This window comes from Aminobacter niigataensis, from assembly GCF_014200015.1.
Lineage (GTDB): Bacteria > Pseudomonadota > Alphaproteobacteria > Rhizobiales > Rhizobiaceae > Aminobacter > Aminobacter niigataensis.
The window spans coordinates 39,417-55,123 of record NZ_JACHOT010000012.1 but is presented as its reverse complement, the minus strand read 5'-3'; the positions used below and the strand labels follow the sequence as shown (position 1 = coordinate 55,123).

The 15,707-nt window shown below is 58.0% G+C and carries 17 protein-coding genes and 4 pseudogenes; 8 read left to right on the top strand and 13 right to left on the bottom strand.

Going from position 1 to position 15,707, the window contains the following annotated elements; translation table 11 throughout:
* Positions 1–580 precede the first annotated feature (580 nt).
* The 6 genes from GGQ99_RS26470 to GGQ99_RS25240 form a co-directional block, all read right to left on the bottom strand.
* On the bottom strand, positions 581–1,060 hold the full coding sequence (locus GGQ99_RS26470) for an NAD(P)-binding domain-containing protein (RefSeq protein ID WP_183264682.1): 480 nt from the start codon (positions 1,058–1,060) through the stop codon (positions 581–583).
* Between the two features lie 202 nt (positions 1,061–1,262).
* On the bottom strand, positions 1,263–1,910 hold the full coding sequence (locus tag GGQ99_RS25260; RefSeq protein ID WP_183264681.1) for a DsbA family protein: 648 nt from the start codon (positions 1,908–1,910) through the stop codon (positions 1,263–1,265).
* Entirely contained in the window at positions 1,907–2,380 is a 474-nt protein-coding gene (locus GGQ99_RS25255; RefSeq protein ID WP_183264680.1) for a disulfide bond formation protein B, read from the bottom strand. Before GGQ99_RS25255 ends, GGQ99_RS25260 begins: the two co-directional genes overlap by 4 nt.
* Before the next feature lie 52 nt (positions 2,381–2,432).
* Positions 2,433–3,059, bottom strand: coding sequence for an SCO family protein (locus GGQ99_RS25250; RefSeq protein ID WP_183264679.1), 627 nt, complete (start codon positions 3,057–3,059; stop codon positions 2,433–2,435).
* Complete coding sequence (locus GGQ99_RS25245; protein WP_183264686.1) at positions 3,056–3,559, bottom strand: copper chaperone PCu(A)C; 504 nt, start codon at positions 3,557–3,559, stop codon at positions 3,056–3,058. Before GGQ99_RS25245 ends, GGQ99_RS25250 begins: the two co-directional genes overlap by 4 nt.
* Before the next feature lie 17 nt (positions 3,560–3,576).
* Complete coding sequence (locus tag GGQ99_RS25240) at positions 3,577–4,005, bottom strand: heavy-metal-associated domain-containing protein (protein WP_246389745.1); 429 nt, start codon at positions 4,003–4,005, stop codon at positions 3,577–3,579.
* Positions 4,006–4,088: 83 nt separating this feature from the next.
* Here GGQ99_RS25240 and GGQ99_RS25235 point away from each other — a divergent pair, with 83 nt between their 5' ends.
* Positions 4,089–4,496, top strand: a complete 408-nt coding sequence (locus GGQ99_RS25235) for a MerR family transcriptional regulator (RefSeq protein ID WP_183264678.1) — start codon at positions 4,089–4,091, stop codon at positions 4,494–4,496.
* Between the two features lie 667 nt (positions 4,497–5,163).
* Here GGQ99_RS25235 and GGQ99_RS26240 read toward each other — a convergent pair.
* The 3 genes from GGQ99_RS26240 to GGQ99_RS25220 form a co-directional block, all read right to left on the bottom strand.
* Complete coding sequence (locus GGQ99_RS26240; RefSeq protein WP_246389744.1) at positions 5,164–5,436, bottom strand: cytochrome c biogenesis CcdA family protein; 273 nt, start codon at positions 5,434–5,436, stop codon at positions 5,164–5,166.
* Positions 5,437–5,562: 126 nt separating this feature from the next.
* The gene (locus GGQ99_RS25225) at positions 5,563–5,730 is read right to left on the bottom strand and encodes a hypothetical protein (protein ID WP_183264677.1); all 168 of its coding nucleotides are present in this window, start codon (positions 5,728–5,730) and stop codon (positions 5,563–5,565) included.
* A 217-nt stretch (positions 5,731–5,947) separates the two neighbouring features.
* The gene (locus tag GGQ99_RS25220; protein WP_246389743.1) at positions 5,948–6,562 is read right to left on the bottom strand and encodes a Fur family transcriptional regulator; all 615 of its coding nucleotides are present in this window, start codon (positions 6,560–6,562) and stop codon (positions 5,948–5,950) included.
* 112 nt (positions 6,563–6,674) lie between these two features.
* Here GGQ99_RS25220 and GGQ99_RS25215 point away from each other — a divergent pair, with 112 nt between their 5' ends.
* The 4 genes and pseudogenes from GGQ99_RS25215 to GGQ99_RS25200 all read left to right on the top strand — a co-directional run bounded on the left by GGQ99_RS25215 (position 6,675) and on the right by GGQ99_RS25200 (position 9,649).
* Positions 6,675–6,950: a TFIIB-type zinc ribbon-containing protein gene (locus GGQ99_RS25215; RefSeq protein ID WP_183264676.1), complete on the top strand. Its 276-nt coding sequence runs from the start codon at positions 6,675–6,677 to the stop codon at positions 6,948–6,950.
* Between the two features lie 6 nt (positions 6,951–6,956).
* Positions 6,957–7,073: pseudogene (locus tag GGQ99_RS25210) on the top strand (L-serine ammonia-lyase, iron-sulfur-dependent, subunit alpha); the annotation flags it as partial.
* 767 nt (positions 7,074–7,840) lie between these two features.
* Positions 7,841–8,770: pseudogene (locus GGQ99_RS25205) on the top strand (cation transporter); the annotation flags it as partial.
* Positions 8,771–8,920: 150 nt separating this feature from the next.
* Positions 8,921–9,649: a cytochrome c biogenesis protein CcdA gene (locus GGQ99_RS25200; protein WP_183264675.1), complete on the top strand. Its 729-nt coding sequence runs from the start codon at positions 8,921–8,923 to the stop codon at positions 9,647–9,649.
* Positions 9,650–9,783: 134 nt separating this feature from the next.
* Here GGQ99_RS25200 and GGQ99_RS25195 read toward each other — a convergent pair.
* Together GGQ99_RS25195 and GGQ99_RS25190 are read right to left on the bottom strand one after the other, a co-directional pair.
* Positions 9,784–10,630: pseudogene (locus GGQ99_RS25195) on the bottom strand (IS30 family transposase).
* A 186-nt stretch (positions 10,631–10,816) separates the two neighbouring features.
* A pseudogene (locus GGQ99_RS25190) lies at positions 10,817–10,958 on the bottom strand (IS6 family transposase); the annotation flags it as partial.
* Between the two features lie 738 nt (positions 10,959–11,696).
* On the opposite strand from GGQ99_RS25190, the gene GGQ99_RS25185 reads away from it, so the two are divergent.
* The 3 genes from GGQ99_RS25185 to GGQ99_RS25175 all read left to right on the top strand — a co-directional run bounded on the left by GGQ99_RS25185 (position 11,697) and on the right by GGQ99_RS25175 (position 14,132).
* The gene (locus GGQ99_RS25185; RefSeq protein ID WP_183264674.1) at positions 11,697–12,437 is read left to right on the top strand and encodes a hypothetical protein; all 741 of its coding nucleotides are present in this window, start codon (positions 11,697–11,699) and stop codon (positions 12,435–12,437) included.
* A 552-nt stretch (positions 12,438–12,989) separates the two neighbouring features.
* A complete protein-coding gene (locus GGQ99_RS25180; protein ID WP_183264673.1) occupies positions 12,990–13,523 on the top strand; it encodes a hypothetical protein in 534 nt (177 codons plus the stop codon).
* Positions 13,524–13,925: 402 nt separating this feature from the next.
* Positions 13,926–14,132: a hypothetical protein gene (locus GGQ99_RS25175; protein ID WP_183264672.1), complete on the top strand. Its 207-nt coding sequence runs from the start codon at positions 13,926–13,928 to the stop codon at positions 14,130–14,132.
* A gap of 62 nt (positions 14,133–14,194) precedes the next feature.
* On the opposite strand, the gene GGQ99_RS25170 is transcribed toward GGQ99_RS25175, so the two are convergent.
* The gene (locus tag GGQ99_RS25170; protein ID WP_183264671.1) at positions 14,195–14,995 is read right to left on the bottom strand and encodes a hypothetical protein; all 801 of its coding nucleotides are present in this window, start codon (positions 14,993–14,995) and stop codon (positions 14,195–14,197) included.
* 18 nt (positions 14,996–15,013) lie between these two features.
* Complete coding sequence (locus tag GGQ99_RS25165) at positions 15,014–15,292, bottom strand: hypothetical protein (RefSeq protein ID WP_183264670.1); 279 nt, start codon at positions 15,290–15,292, stop codon at positions 15,014–15,016.
* Positions 15,293–15,707: the final 415 nt, after the last annotated feature.

Sequence of the window (15,707 nt, the reverse complement as noted above, 5' to 3'; positions counted from 1 at the left end):
AACGGCACCCTGGTGTGAGGTTGCCAGCTTAAGAAGCTGATTGATTGTCGCGCTCTGATTTCAAGGACATGAAAAGTTCGACGTCGATTTCGACTCGCAGAAGGAAATTCTCGTGTGCTACCGCGTCCAGACGCAAAAGGGGCTCGATGGCTGCCGGATCGGCCAACCTGTCGATCAACTTCTTTGCCTGCCTTGTAGACGATCATCGTGCTTTGCGCGGTTGATCCGGCGGTCGACGCTGGTCGCACAGAGCAAGAAGCATCGATCAAAGAGCCTTTCCTTTGCCTATGGCGGTCTGCAACTGCTTAAGATTTGGTACATCGGAGGTATGGGCGACGGGCTACAAGGACGACAGTTCCTGGCTCGACATTGCCGAAGCGAAAGACCGGAATCGCGCGTCTGCCTTGGTCATGAGTGTCGGCGATGATGCCCGCGTGATCGTCAAGGGCTTGATCGGAGGCCGTCCATCGTTGCCAGGGGCGGACGACGTGAAACAGCCCGGGCACCGGGGACACACCGCCTTCTTGGAGAAACGTGCCGTGGCGCATCAATCGCCCGAGGATCGACTTTCCGGATACGTTCATGAGGCCGCTGGCCCGCAGCCACCACCACATGCTTGTCCCAAGAATGCGCTCGGGCAACAGCCGCCGCGACCGCCCGGTTGCGAGCAGAACCGAGTGGGTCGCGGAAAGCTCTGCCGCGATATCCGCCCCGTTGCCCCATCGCCCACCACTAGGACGACGCCGGCGGGAATTTGCCGGGGTTGATGATAGGTCTCCGCGGTCAATTGAAGGATCGACGCGTCAAGTTTCCGACCAATTGTCGGTATGACCGGCTTCTGGAACGGGCCCGTTGCGACAATCACGAGAGTCGCGCTCAATTCCTCGCCCGAGTCCAGCGTGGCGCTGAAAGACCCGTCATCTGCTCGGGCGAGGAGGCGGACCCCGTCGCCGAGCGAGACAGGCAAATCAAAGTGCGACGCGTAATCGGACAGATAAGCCGCGAACTCCTCCCGCGAGGGATAGCCGTCAGGGGCGCCGGAAACGTTTAGTCCCGGCAACGAGCTATAGGCTCGAGGGGTGAAGAGCGTCAGGGACTCGTAGCGATCCTTCTAGCTCTCGCCGATTGTCTTCGCACGATCGACAATTCAGAACCGCAAGCCAGTCTCACGCAGATGGTATCCTGCCGCGAGCCCGGCTTGCCCTGCGCCGATCACCAAGACGTCAACGCTCGGCATGCGGCGGGTCATGGATCGGCGCGGATCATTGGACGGCCGCGACCTCGGCGCGGACGAGTTCCTGAAGCTCCTGCACCCCGAAGCTGGGCAAGGGTTTGCCATTCACGAAGAAGGTGGGCGTTCCCGAGATGCCGATAGTTTTTCCGTCCTCCATGTCCTTGTTCAACGTCGCCATGATGTGTGGCGCCAGCATCGTTTCCTTCGCCTTCGCCACATCGAGACCTGCAGCGCCTGCCGCCTCCCAGGCCTTGTCGAGTTGCGGTCCGCTATCTGAGGCCCATTCGGGTTGTTTGGCCAGGAGCGCCTCTAGCACCGGCACGAAAACATTCTGCAATCGGGCCGTTTCAAGGATGCGTACAGCCTCGTCCGAGCCCTCATGGAAAGGGGTGTAGCGCAGGACCACCCGAACATCGATTGGATATTGGTCCATTATCTGCTTCACGGCCGGATAGAAAGCGCGGCACGCCTCGCAGGACGGATCGAAAAATTCAACGATCGTGACCGGCGCATTGGCCGGGCCGAGGACCGGTGAATGAGGTCTGACAAGGGTGCTCGACTCTTGCATCGGGGCAGCTGGCGCATCCACAGGGACTTTTTTGTAGAAATACCCTGCCGTTGCGAAACCTCCCAGCGCCAGAACGGCAATGGCGAGGACGGTCGTGCGTCTGTTCATGCGATGGACCTTTTGCGAACGAGGATGAGAAGGATAATGATCGCGGTAAACGCGGCCAGTGAAAGGGCTGGTATGGGAATCCAGCCGAGGATGCTCATATCGCTGCCGGAACAGGACGGGCCGGTTCCACACGGTTCGATGCTCTCCGGGATCACGCCGCCGTATAGAAGGCCATGATACAGTGCGACGAGCCAACCGATGATGGCCAGCGGTAGCGCGTAGCGCCAGACGCTCGAATCCGAGACAAAGCAGGAGATCGTGAGGATCACCGCAAGCGGGAACATAAAAGCCCGCTGAAACCAGCAGAGGACACATGGCGCCTGGCCCATGATCTCGCCGATGAAGAGGGCGCCGAGCGTCGCGGAAATTGCGACCAGCCAGGCCGCGAGCAGGAGCCCCCATGCGCGAAGATCGGGAAGATCGGAGTTAGCCGCCTCCGGACTTGTCTTCTGGTTGTTGCCTATAACCATTTCTCGTGAGGTTCCGTCTGTTGTTCCGTTCTGAAAGTGGTGCTTGTGCTGTTCAGGCTTTTGACTCGATGAGGCGGCGCAGCTTTGCAATACGGGTTTCGCGCGGTTCATCCATGTCCATCGTCCCGATGAAACGGCCGTCGGCTCCCATCAGGAAGACGCCCGCCGTATGATCCATCGTGTAGCCGCCGCCATCGACCGGGACCTTCTTGTAGTAGGCCTTGAACGCCTTGGCGGCGGCCTCGGTCTGTTGCGGCGTGCCGCGCAGGGCGACAATGCGGCTGTCGAAGGCCGTCATGTATTCGGCCAGCGCCTGCTGGTTGTCGCGCTCGGGATCAACCGTGATAAAGAGCGGGGAAAAGCGGTCGGCGTCCGGGCCGAGTTCGTCCATCAGGCTCGTGAGCTCAGACAATGTCGTTGGACAGATGTCCGGGCAGTAAGTAAAGCCGAAAAACATCAGGTAAGGTTTGCCGGCCACGTCGGCATTGGTGAATTTCTGGCCCCTATGCGTTGTCAGCTCGAATGGTCCGCCGACCGCTGCTTCGCCGGTGCTTGACACGGTTCCGGATGTCGGCAGTGGCTGTACGCCGGGGAAAATACCACTGAACCCAATGAGCAGCCCACCGACGACAGCGACCGCACTCCAGGCAACGATGCGGAATGTCGTTACAGCATTCATTGATCCATTGCCCCGTGACCGTCATTGTTCTCAGTCGGCGCCGAGGCGCCACGACCCTGGATAGCGAAATCGACTGTGATCGATCCTGCCTTTTCGAAGGTCAGGGTCACCGGAAACCTCTCACCTTTGACGAACCGTTTCGTCGGTTTGATGAACATGATGTGTGTCCCGCCGGATTGGAGCATGACGGTAGCACCAGGCGCGATCTCGATACCTCCAACTACGGGTCGCATGCTTGCAACCCCGCTAACAACCTTCGACTCGTGGATCTCGAACTTCTGCGAGATCAGCGATGAACCGGAAACAAGGCGATCAGGCTCCGTTCCCGTGTTAGTCAGCGTGATGTAGCCGCCCGCTACCGGAGCCGCCGGCGGCGTGGCCCGTGACCAAGGCTGTACAATCTTAATCGTGCCCACTGTGTATTCCTGAGCGCTGGCCGGGATGGAAACCATCAGTGCCGCCAGGGTCGCTGCGGCGACGGTCAAAACATTCAATCGCATGAATCTATCCTTTCTTCTTATTGCTCGTGGCATACCGGCCATGCCGCAAGAGGCGCAACGCGTTTGCTGACGAGCGCAGCAGCAGAATATGCCCAGACCCAATTGCCGTTCGATCTGCGCCAAAACGAAGGCGAGGGCGAACATTGCTCCCGTAAAACCACCAGGCGACCTTTCCGGCCTTGCCACCATGCCTCCCGACGCCGCTGAGGCAGGCAGCCTGACATCGCCGGAGATTCTTGTCGATCACTGATCGGCGTGAAGCCGAGCGCCCGAATCTTGTCCTCGATTGTCCGAGGCGAGGTTCTGTTTTCATCGAGTGAGAGCGAGACGCTCTCCTGGCTTTTTTGGCTGACATTGATGTCGCTTTCGCCCGGTAGCCGCCTCATCGCGTTTTCGATTTTGATCGCGCAGGATCCGCAATCCATTCCTTCAATACGCAGTTTCAAGGCGCTAGGGGTCGCCATGGTTCACCTCGACAATTTCGACATGACCGGTTACATGGACCCTATAGCAACTACAGGGTCAAGCCATGGGCGCGAACATTCTGACGATTGGTCACCTCGCGCGAAAGACCGACACAAAAGTCGAGACAATTCGCTTTTATGAAAAGAGCGGCCTCTTGCCCGCGCCGGAGCGGACGAAGGGCAATTATCGCGCATATGACCTTGCTCATTTGGGCCGGTTGAGCTTTATCCGCCGTGCGCGCGATCTCGGCTTCTCGCTCGATCAGGTTCGAGAACTTCTGTCTTTGTCGGATAATCGCAACCAGTCCTGCGCGGCTGTCGATGCCATTGCCAATGAGCATCGATCTGAGATCGAGCGCAAGATTCGCGATCTCCAGGCGCTCAAGCTCGAGCTCGACAGCATAATCGACCAGTGCGGCTGCGGAACCGTGGCCGAGTGCCGCATCATCGATTCCCTGTCGCCTTCGCAATGAGCCAGCGGAACAAATTGTCGTCGTCCAAGCCCGCACTGAGATCTTGGAATTTGGCAAACTGCGCGAGATCGTGATTGGCATCTTCGGTCAAACTTGACCACCTTCCGAATATGTTATCCACGTTACGCCGAAGGCGTCTTGCAAAAATCATCCTTTTCGGATGCCTTGGCGCCATCTTGGGATATGCCATAACCAGCGTCGGCTTCTTGATAGTTTGCTATGCTGTCGAGCACACATTTTCGGAAGAGCTTTGGGCGGCCTGGAGTATAGTCGTTTTCACGATAGCTTACGGTATAGCGGGCGCGATATGGGGATCTGCGCCGGCTACTACCCAATAGATTTCCGTCCGACCGCTATAGTTTGTGAGCCGCATCACTCTGACGGCATGGCTCTCATTCTAGCCGATCCGCCCGAAGACCGGAAAGTTTTCGAGTAGCCAGAAGGCGAACAGCGACATCTGGCCGGTAATCATCGCCAGGCCCATGGCGATCATGATCACTCCAGCGCCAATCTGAAGCAGCCGTCCGGCTCGCCGCATGGCCGTGAGCCGCTTTGTCAAACCTTGGGTAAACAGGGCTGAAGCGATGAAAGGTAGAACCGAGGCCAATCGAATAGACGCTCAGGAGAACGATGCCGCTGGACGCAGTTGCCGAGACTGCGCTGACAGTCAGCATCGCACCGAGAATGGGACCGATGCATGGGTCCAGCCGCAACCGAAAGCAAGGCCCAAAAGGTAGGCACCGAGAGGACGGCCGCCCGGAATGTGGCCGTGAAAACGCACATCCCGATCCATCCATGGTAGGCGCACCACCACGGAGACGCCGAACACGATGATGATGGCGCCGCCGACGATGTTGGGTTCATACCGGTTGGTCAGAAGAAGGCGACTCATGGCGGTAGCACTGGCGCCAAGAGCGACGAAGATGGTCGAAAAACCCAACACAAAACAAATGCTGAGAACCGAGCGGCTCGGCTGAAGTTAGCTGCTGAACAAGGCGGTACTGCCCGATTTTGATTGGCGGGACTCGCTATAAAAGGATTAATGAAACCAAAATGTTCAACGGCTCTATTTTTCGCTATCGCGCTTTTTCTGGCTTCGCGACCTCAGCCAGAATAGGAAGAAAAACGCCGCGATGAACAAAACGGCAAATCCGCCTGCGGCGACGGTCGAGAAGTTGCCGATCGCGATCATCACGGTTGAGAGATAAAATGGCGCGGTCGCGAAGACGGCCATGATGCACGCCGAGGCGACAAGCGCGTTCCGGTCTTCGCGCTCTATTTTCCCCAGGCTCCGACGCAAGCGCCCCACGAAACGCGCCACAGTTTGACAACCCGCCTTACTTCGATGCCCGCGCGTCTCAGAGCCAGTCTCAAGCGTCTTCTTCGTTCGACCTCGATCGCCACAGGAAGGGCGAGCGCCGGTATCTTTTGAGCCCCTTGTTGAGTGCACGTCAGTCAATCCTGCGGATCGGCCGCCGCAAGGCTTCGACGTAAACCTCCAAGCGATGGCCAACGACCCGGTAACCATAGCGTGCGGCCAAATCGTCCAGCATCTTCTCAAGTTCGGGTGAGTGGAACTCGATGAGCTTTCCTGTTTTGTGGTCGATCAAATGATCATGATGCGGGCGGCCTGCCAGTTCGTAGCGCGAGCGACCGTGCTCAAACGTATGGCGGATGACGACACCAGCCTCAACGAGCTGCCGTAGGTTGCGGTAGACCGTGGAAAGAGAGGTGCGCCTGTTTACGGCCTGGATGCGCCGGTGCAACTCCACCATATCGGGATAATCCGTCATTTCCGAAATGACGCTGATGATGGTCCGTCGTGGCTCTGTGATCCGGAGCCCCTTCGAGCGGTAGATCGTCTCGACTATTTCCGTTTGTTCGAGCGAGGGCTGGTTTGGTTCCATGAGGGCTATTGGCCCGCACTTGCCGCTATGAAGCAAGCGCTCAGTTTCAGCCCGGAGACAGAACGCTGCGAACTGATGGCCTCGCCTGCGGTTGAGCGCTTTGAAGCCCTGTTTTCGGAACTGATAGGGACGAAGGACAAGCGGGGCCTTCTGCTGCATGATTAGAGCTCCGCTGATACTTCTAATAAGATCGGATCGCTTGAACTTGAACGCTGTCGCCGAGGGCCCCATCTAGAACTAGTCCCGGTATTCGGTAACGAGGAGCAGAACTATGAAATGTCCGATCGATGATGTCGAACTCGTGATGTCAGAGCGCCAGGGGATTGAGGTGGACTACTGCCCAAAATGTCGGGGTGTCTGGCTTGACAGAGGCGAACTCGACAAAATCATCGAGCGCTCCGCCGCAAATGAAGCCCCGTTACGATATGCCGATGAACCGCGCCACCGGGAGGAAACCGAGAGTCACGGAGCGCGTGGTGATCGCGATCACTCCTATTCCAAACACAGAAAAAAGAAGTCGCTGCTCGGAGAGCTTTTTGATTTCTGAGAGGCATTGGCATCTGAACCGACAAGTTGCCAGGACGAGTGGGGTTCGGCGTCGGCCATGGCGGCGGTGGGCCTCTGCGCGGTGATGGGCGGGACGCCGGAGCAGGTGGAAAATGCCGCCGAATTCAAAGGTGGCGCTCGTCGCGATCGGCGTCGTCTTCAGCGACGTGTAAGCCTCCACATGCCTAACCATGCGACCGGCGCGAGGCGGACAACGCTCGCCATGCCCGGAAGTATCCAACGGCTTTCCCGTGGGGAAAGGAAAGACGAAGTGGGCGAGCTCGGTAATTCCCATGGATGTGAAAAACGTCCACGCTAGGTAGTACCCGAATTGATACCCGCGTCTTCAGTAGAATCACTAGAAATGAGCCGGTCTCCTGGACGGGTACTCCGGTGATCTTCGAAAGTGCAGAGGGGAAAATCAAGGAAGCGCTCCTCCATTCTCTGCAGAATGACGAAGCCAAGCGTCGAAAGTAAGGACTTTGATCGACGCGAACGACACGTTGGTCGGCATGAGGAGCCACAGGATGAAGCCGCCTAAAAAGCCGAACGCGAAAAGCAACATGGACAAAATGCCTAACAACACATAACCGAGTCCGAGCACTGCCACAGTGAACAGAAAGGCAGAATTGACAACGGATTCTCTCTTTTTGATCGTTATTCACCTCACTGCAAGAAATCTTTTCCCACAGTAGCCGCTTTCGCAACCGTCGGTATGAGCCTAACGCCGCTAACCGACGATTCGATCCCACGAACGCGAACGGCGCCGGTGAAGCTGGGTCGCAATGAAATCTGTATTTTGGCGCAAAATATCTCTTGTCCCTCTAGTTGCTAGAGGGATTAGCGTGCGGCTGATGACGGATCCGGAAGGCAATCGGAAGGCGCGACGCCATGAATGAAACTGTTCTCAAAAGCCGGTACAGGGTCGAAGGTATGGATTGCGCCAGTTGCGCAAAGAAAATCGATACCGCGGCGAGGCGGGTCGACGGCGTCGAAGGCGTTTCCGTTTCGGCTACCGCCGGAACAATGACGATCGAACATCGTCGCGGGACCGATATGTCGAATCTCGCGAAACGCGTCGAAAGCCTGGGTTACAAGGTCGCTCCGATTGCCGTGGGACAAGCAGAATCGGTTTCTCAGTCAGAGTCTGCTCTCGAAGCCGACGTGGCGCACGATGGGCACGCGCACGGCGAGGGCGGGCACGTTCACAAGAATGAGAAATCCCCCGACCGCCGCGATAGCTCCGTATCGGGACTCCATGGCCACGATTACGAAAGCGAAGAAGGCCCATGGTGGCAGACCGCGAAGGCGAGGCTTACGATACTTTGTGGTCTCGCGCTTGGCGCAGCCTTCATCCTCGCAAAGCTGGTTCCGGAAACTGCGCCATGGGCGTTCATCGCCGCCATGGCGGTTGGACTCATACCTATCGCTCGACGGGCCGTAATGGCAGCCCTGAATGGTTCGCCATTCACCATTGAAACGTTGATGACGATCGCAGCAGTCGGCGCCGTGATCATCAACGCCAGCGAGGAAGCCGCAGTCGTCGTCTTCCTGTTTCTTGTCGGTGAACTGCTGGAGGGTGTAGCAGCCGGTCGGGCTCGCGCCAGCATCAAGGCTCTCGCCAAACTGGTGCCCAAGACAGCGCTCCTGGAAGTTGACGGAAAAACGTCGGAGGTTCCCGCCGAAAGCCTTGCAGTGGGAGCGACCATTCTTGTGCGCCCGGGAGACCGCGTTCCGGCGGACGGCACTATCATCTCAGGGTCAAGCTCCAGTCGTGGGGATCACCGGGCTTTGGCCGGCGATTCTCGCGGACACCGGCGCCACGGTCCTCGTCACGGCCAATGCCATGAGGCTGCTTGCGTAGCGCGGGCTCAAGTGATTCCGGTATCCGTTGCGCAAGCGATGAGACTGCTGGTTCGTTGCATTGCGTGCTCTCTCCTGCCAAAGCACGCAATCATGTGAGGAAAGCTTGTGTCAATCGAGGTATCGGCAATTGGATTGGTAACCGCGGCCTTGGCGGGCGCGATTTCCTTCGTTTCGCCTTGCGTCCTGCCTCTGGTTCCTGGCTATCTTTCATTCGTCTCCAACGGTGTTGACCCGGGCTCGACACGCCTGATCGATCGCCTTCGGGTGACGTGGCCTGCCCTCTGGTTTGTCACCGGCTTCACGACGGTGTTCGTGCTCCTTGGACTGGGCGCCCAGGTCCTGGGCGGACTCCTGCTTCGCTACAGCGCCGAAGCAAACCTAGTCGGCGGCCTGTTGGTGGTCGTCTTTGGACTGCTGATGACGGGCTTGTTCAAAGTCCCCTTCCTGATGCAGGAGTTTCGATCGCTGGGACCAAGTTCGATATCAGGGCCGGGCAGCGCGTACATGCTCGGTCTCGCCTTCGCATTTGGATGGACCCCCTGCATTGGACCCGTCCTGGGCTCCATACTGACTGTTTCGGCGATGTCCGCAAGCAGCGGCGCCATTCTGCTGGCCGCATACGGTCTTGGCTTGGGCGTGCCCTTCCTGTTAGCGGCATTGCTCTTCGGCAATGCCGCGGCGGGGCTGAAGCGACTGCGCTACACCGGCCGGATCCTGAACTTGGCGGCCGGCGCGGCAATGATCACGATGGGCGTGCTGATGATGACTGGACGCCTGCAGCTAATCGCTTTTTGGCTGCTTGAGCGGTTTCCCGCGCTCGGATCGATTGGCTGAGCGCTTGGTGCGGCAAGCCTACTTCACCGCAGCACCGTGCTGCGTGTGGCCTTCGCGTATCGCAACCCAACGTCCCGTATGATCGGTTGGAGAATCTACGCCAAGTGCAACACAGGCGTGTGGAGGGTAGGGTATCAGCCACCATCGCGCAAATGCGCCATGAAGACTTCGGCGGGTGTTTTGTATCCGAGGCACTTTCGTGGCAGCGAGTTCAGATGATGGGCGAGTTGGACAAGCTTTTGCTGTGAGACGTCCGCCAGGTCCGTATCGCCGGGCATGAAGCGGCGAATGCGCTTGTTGGCGTTCTCGACGCTCCCTTTCTGCCAGGGTGAACTGGGGTCACAGAACCAGCTCCTTGCGGCGATTCCGTCTTCCAAGGCCCTGAAGCCCGCAAACTCGGTGCCGCGGTCGAAGGTGAAGCTTTGACGTGCGGAGGTGGCAAAGCAGAGAATGCTTTGATGATCTTGTCCATGATTGGACGCGAGTGCCGGCTTTGGTTCTTGATCATCACCGTGTAGCGGCTCCTACGCTCGACCAGGGAGGTGACATTGGCATGGCCCAGTACACGCTCGAAGATCAAAAGGTCGCCCTCCCAGTGACCAAATTCAGATCGATCGCCAATAAAATCAGGATGTTGCGATATCCTGTGACTGGCAGGAAGCACGCTGTCTCGCGGCTGTCTGAAGCCCCGCGGACGGCGTTTGCGGCGCGCCTCAGGCAGATGTCGATAATGGCCAAGCCCGTAAGTTTCCTCAACCGTCTGCGGCGTTCCTTGGCGATGTCATCGGCAACCGTACTGTAATAACCGTCGTAGTCCGGAAGCTCGTGATCGCGAAACGTATTGCGCTTGATCTCACGGTAGATCGTCGATCGGTGACGACCGAGCTGGCGCGCCATCTCATTGATCGGAACCTTGCGTTCGACCAGGTGATAAAGGCGACGACGATCGGCGAGGGTCAATTGCGAATAGCATCGGGACAAGCCAAAATCTCCAAAGCGAAACCATTGAATTCATTGGTATGTCGCACTTGGAAATAGAATGTACCGCGCTACATGTGATGGTCGCATAATAAACCTGGAACTCAGGTGCTGGCGTCGAACCGCTTTACAAATCGGCGGATTGTCGGAAGCGGCCAATTACGGCTTTGCAGAGTTCTCCACACCGCAGGAGACCACTATGCCAAGCTCCAGCAACATTTCCTCGACATGACGCAAGCTCAGCGGAAATCGAAAATAAAGCCAGACTGCACGGGCGATGATCGTTGCCGGAAAACGATGGGCGCTTGTAGCGGATGGCGAGCGTATTCATGCCTGCGCGTCGACCCCCCCCCAAAACGCTGAGCAGAAGTTAATGTGACAAGCCCTCCGGGGAACGGCAGGCCTGGTGCGGGCTGCACTCCTTCCTGTCTCGTTCTTCCCCGGAGTCGGGCGGGGTGGGGTCGCTTCGGTCCGTCAACCAGAAAACCGCCGACCGTGGCTTGGGCTATGGCCTGCGCCCGCACCATTCGGCGGTTTTCCGGTGTGACGGGCCTCCGCTCCAGCGCGGATACGGGCCATGTCTGGCCGTCGCGCACCCTGCCCATGACACAAACTCCATCCAGACCGCGAGATGTTGTTAACGATACTGTAGCTATCCACAAAAAGACCGACCGATATTTGAGTCCTTGCCACCAAGGATTCGCACGAAAACGAGTCCCTGCGCTCAAGGATTCGACCCTTCTCGAATGCTTACGGACGCCCACGAATCCTTGCTAACATACTGATACGACCTCATTTTATGGAAACCTGCCCTCGCTTGACACGTCGTTCGGCAGTCTCGTATGGAGATGCCAGGCCCACACTAAAATAAACCGACGGCCGAGCCGAATGGAAGTTTTGTCAACAATTATGAGAGCGGGACCAACGGAGATTATAAGGCTACGTCGCAAGCCTAGAAACAACGCAAATTTCTCTTCTGTTTTCCCTTGCGCTCGACAGAAGTAGAACTCAACATATTCACATGAGCGGCGGGGATCGGCCCCAGAGCTTCCGAAACAGGAGAGGTACTATGAAACATTCCGTTCCCGACGAAGGCATCGCCATCATCGCCACCGCGCAGCGCGGCTATTACGGAGAAATCAGCCGCATCGAACTGGCTGGCGGCACAATCCTGTCCGCCGCCGAGATCGTGCGGAAGTTCTCGGCGGCCCTGCCGGACACCTTCGCGTCATTCGACCGAAAGATGCGCGGCGACAGCCTCAACCTGGACCTCTACGGGTACGACCCCGAGCAGGATGTCGCCGTCATCCAAATCCGGCATTTCTTCAAGCGCTACGCAAAGGGCTTCGCGAACGTACACAAAGACTACGTCCTTGCAGGTAGGAACGAGGAAACGGGCCAGTTCTTCCGTCATCCCGTCTCCGCCCATGCCGTTCACGCGGCCATCCGAAAGGACGGCGTGAACCCCGTTGCCGTCATTCGCGCCGCGCAGCGGTGGATGTGGGATGTTACTGACAAGCAGCTTGCCACCGGAATCCGTCAGGGCGACATCCTGATCGTCCCCGCAAAGGGCAGGCCAGCGAACGGCGAAACGATCGAAGCCGACATAGTGCTGGTCGGCGGGACCCATGAAGTCCACGCCTCCGCCTTCTGCCGCGACAAGAAGGGCGTGGTTTACGCCCACGGCCCGACCGTCAGGCACACCAAGGCGCAGCACCTCACGACTTATGGCGACGGCGACTTCTGGCACTCCATTCGCGTCGGCCGCGAAGCTGCGACATGGGAGTGGGGCAAGCGCCTCGGAGACTGAAAGCCGCCTGACGATGGCCCTGTGGCGCGGGCCGAAACCGGGATTTCCCGGTCGCGGTAGCCAAGCAAAGGAGCAGCGAGATAGCAACAGCAGCGGGGATCGTGGAGCGCGAAGGCGTTCGGGATCGATGCCGACATATGAAGGGTAAAAGCTGCGCATCGACGCGAAGACCGACCGCAGCGACATGAAGGTCTTCTTGGAACTGGAGGGAGAGCCGGACGCGATCGAGGGCGGGGCATTCACGGTGTTCTGCGACACCCCTCAACATGCGGCTTGGGTCAAGAGCCAGGTCAACACGTACCGCACCCGGTACATCGGCCTTTTTCTATTGCCTACGTGCTGGAAACGTACGATGGCGCGGACCTGTTTGCCTACGGCCCGGATATCGCCGGAATGGTCGAGCCGCCCAGGAGTTCGCGACACGGCGCGCCGCCGAATTCCCCGAGGACGAAGCCGCCTTACACTTCAACCGGGCGACATCCCCGGCCCTCGCCGTCCCTCCCGCGGCGGCTTCGGCGAGGGCCGAAAGCCTGAAAAACAAGAGGAACAGATATGCTTCATTCGTGGCTACAGAATCCAATTCAGGAATGGCTGCCGGCCCGCTGGTACGGCGGCTTCCTTGATGGCTTGCCCGACCTGTACGTCGGGAAGCTTCCGGCCGCATTCGGAAGAAATGGCATCCACCAATGGAAGGTCTGGATCGTGGAAAACCAGGTGGAGAGGCTGGCTCTGATGGATGCCCTTTCGAAACCTGTCCCTATGCGCGGCCAGATTGTGGACTTCGCATCGGGACCGGATGCCGCAGTCAGCAAGGTCGACATGAAGCGGCATTACGGTCTCGCTGCCATGGCTCTCTACATGCCAACAGAAGACTCTGTTGGCTGGCCGTGGATTACCCTAATCAGGCTGCCTTCGGTGGCTGATGCGGGGCCTCTTTCCCGTGAACTCGCACGAGGGGTTTACTCATACGAGATCGACCTGAGCGAAGCAGCCGCCCAAGATCGTGTCGCCCGGATGCAAATCACAGTGATGAAGGCGGGATCAATTCCAGAGATCGTTACCCCCGATCATCGGAAAGTTTCATGAATGGAACAGGTGGAAGGGGATTTGGACGAAGCCGGGTGCCGGGAACACCTGGAATATAGCGGCATCGTAAACCCTAACCAAATGGAGGACGCAGCATGACCAACGTGATTCAATTTCCCGCGCTGAGCTCGCGCTCTTTCCTCGCTCGTTGGCCATTCCTCGTGATCGAGGAAGCTCAGTCTCTCGAGCCGATGCCAATCCGTGGCCGTGCAAACGACGACGGCCCATCCGTCGAGTATTGCCGGAGGACTAGGTCATGACCGCCGACTACCAGCCGGCAGCTTCAACGCCGGTTAACCTGACATTACCAGTTGCGCTGTGTCTCGCGCGAAAAGCGCGGCATGCTCATGTTGTCGATCAACCGCTGATGCAGTGGGCTGATCGGTGCATCGAGTACAGGGTATGGCAGGATCAGGCTTCCTTGCCGAAGAAGCCTGTGATGCGCTGTTGCTGCGGGACGACGCTCAATGCGGGCGCAACGATCGGTTCGGTGACCTCTACCTCATCGCGCGCCCATTCCGCGCAGCGGGTTCGTTCTCGGAAGTCGACGGTCGTCTGTCGCTCAGACAGGTGAATGAACGTCCGCAGTCATTGATGATTTCCGTTTAGCTGGGAGCAACGATCCATTTCACAAAACGCATGGTTCTGCGCAGGAGGCCGCACGATTCTCCTTAGATCTTGCCCTGCGCAAGTAACGAATCTCGGTCGGCCTTCCAAGAGCGCACTTCGCCCAGATAGAAGGAGATTTCTCCGAGACGCTGAAAGTCTGCCTGCTTCCGTTCTGTGATGGCCTCCACGTTACGGTGTTCTCGCATTCTCATGTGCTCGAACACTGCATGGAATTTTCTGATCACGACCCCGTCGTCGTATTGCTGCATGAACGTTTCATAGGCAGCGACGGGTGTCATCTTGTCGGATATGAAGACACACCGGTCGTATTCGGGACGCTCGTGAATCTCAAAACCGTTAACGTCGTATTCCTTGTCCCAGCGTATTTGCTTACGGATGACGGCGCCTCCGAGTGCCTCGGCCAGATCGCGGGCCCGCTCGAATTCGCCAGGTTGAAAACCACCTGTCGCGGGGAAGGTGCGCACTGACCTTGTCCGCTGAGGAATACCCAGCTCGTCAAGGCTATACACATCATACGCGTATCTCGCAGGTAGGACCACACCGGGCGCGCAGACACACCCGCTACGGCGATCGTCACTTCTAGATGTCAAGGCGCTGTAGCCGTGAATGTAGAGCAACCAGATCTCTTCCTCAATTCTGTCGTCGAGATCTCCCCGTTCGGTTCCTTGCGGAAGGGGTCCTTCGATTATCCGATTGTTCCAGGCGTCGAGAGCCCGCATGAGCGGTGCGCTCATCACTTGCTCAAGCCGATCCTTTTCTCCAGTCGGTATCGACCACGCCTCTTCCTCAATGTCATCAATGCCCGGCCTGAAGTTGATGGATAGATCAAGATTGCATGTCATCTTCACCTCCTCCATGTCTCAGTTGATAGCGTCGCGGTGAGACAGCGGCCGCTGAGATTCAAGATGTGTCACCTGGAGCCCAGCCTCCTGGAGGCTCAGGCAGACCGCTCCAAAGGCGTAGCTGTCGATCGGCTTGTAGACGCCGCTCTTCGCGAGTGCAGACAAGTGTGAGCGGAAGACCGCGTCTGACAAGCTAGGTAGCCTGGCGTTGTCGAGGTAGACCGTGCCCCAGCCCTCCTCGTGCTCGTCCTCTACGTTCTCAAGTAGCGCGGCGAGTGTTGCGTTTGAATCGGACATCTGTTGGGCTCTCTGTTCTGTATTTTCGCAATTTGTCGGTAATTGTGATCGCTAACGTAACCAATGGTGATGATGAAAAAATGGGAGATCAAGTATTATTTTTTAAATGATTGAGGTGTGTGACGTTGATGATCGTAATAGTGTTTGCTTGTGAGGTGTGATGCGACTTGTATACTGATAATTCTTCCCGACGGCGAGGCAGGCCCAGAGAGCCTGCGCATCGACTCCTGTGCGTCGGTTTGGTCGGTCGACCCCGACATTGAAAATGGTCAACCGAAGTCGGGGCGACGTCAACCGCGATCGTGGCTGCATCTCCGAGCTAGAGTGGAAGAGGCTCTGAGCATGCTGGGCGCCGCAGCCAAGCAGGTCGCCTCGCTAGGTTGCAACCGGTCTGCCGGCTATTGCGGACGTCCAA

Excerpts from the sequence above, each read along its gene's own strand:
- GGQ99_RS25170 (WP_183264671.1), bottom strand. The coding sequence starts at position 14,995 with ATGACATGCAATCTTGATCTATCCATCAACTTCAGGCCGGGCATTGAT.
- GGQ99_RS25245 (WP_183264686.1), bottom strand. The coding sequence starts at position 3,559 with ATGCGATTGAATGTTTTGACCGTCGCCGCAGCGACCCTGGCGGCACTG.
- GGQ99_RS25185 (WP_183264674.1), top strand. The coding sequence starts at position 11,697 with ATGAAACATTCCGTTCCCGACGAAGGCATCGCCATCATCGCCACCGCG.
- GGQ99_RS25235 (WP_183264678.1), top strand. The coding sequence starts at position 4,089 with ATGGGCGCGAACATTCTGACGATTGGTCACCTCGCGCGAAAGACCGAC.
- GGQ99_RS25250 (WP_183264679.1), bottom strand. The coding sequence starts at position 3,059 with ATGAATGCTGTAACGACATTCCGCATCGTTGCCTGGAGTGCGGTCGCT.
- GGQ99_RS25165 (WP_183264670.1), bottom strand. The coding sequence starts at position 15,292 with ATGTCCGATTCAAACGCAACACTCGCCGCGCTACTTGAGAACGTAGAG.
- GGQ99_RS25215 (WP_183264676.1), top strand. The coding sequence starts at position 6,675 with ATGAAATGTCCGATCGATGATGTCGAACTCGTGATGTCAGAGCGCCAG.
- GGQ99_RS25225 (WP_183264677.1), bottom strand. The coding sequence starts at position 5,730 with ATGGCCGTCTTCGCGACCGCGCCATTTTATCTCTCAACCGTGATGATC.
- GGQ99_RS25180 (WP_183264673.1), top strand. The coding sequence starts at position 12,990 with ATGCTTCATTCGTGGCTACAGAATCCAATTCAGGAATGGCTGCCGGCC.
- GGQ99_RS25255 (WP_183264680.1), bottom strand. The coding sequence starts at position 2,380 with ATGGTTATAGGCAACAACCAGAAGACAAGTCCGGAGGCGGCTAACTCC.
- GGQ99_RS25175 (WP_183264672.1), top strand. The coding sequence starts at position 13,926 with ATGGCAGGATCAGGCTTCCTTGCCGAAGAAGCCTGTGATGCGCTGTTG.
- GGQ99_RS25220 (WP_246389743.1), bottom strand. The coding sequence starts at position 6,562 with ATGCAGCAGAAGGCCCCGCTTGTCCTTCGTCCCTATCAGTTCCGAAAA.
- GGQ99_RS25260 (WP_183264681.1), bottom strand. The coding sequence starts at position 1,910 with ATGAACAGACGCACGACCGTCCTCGCCATTGCCGTTCTGGCGCTGGGA.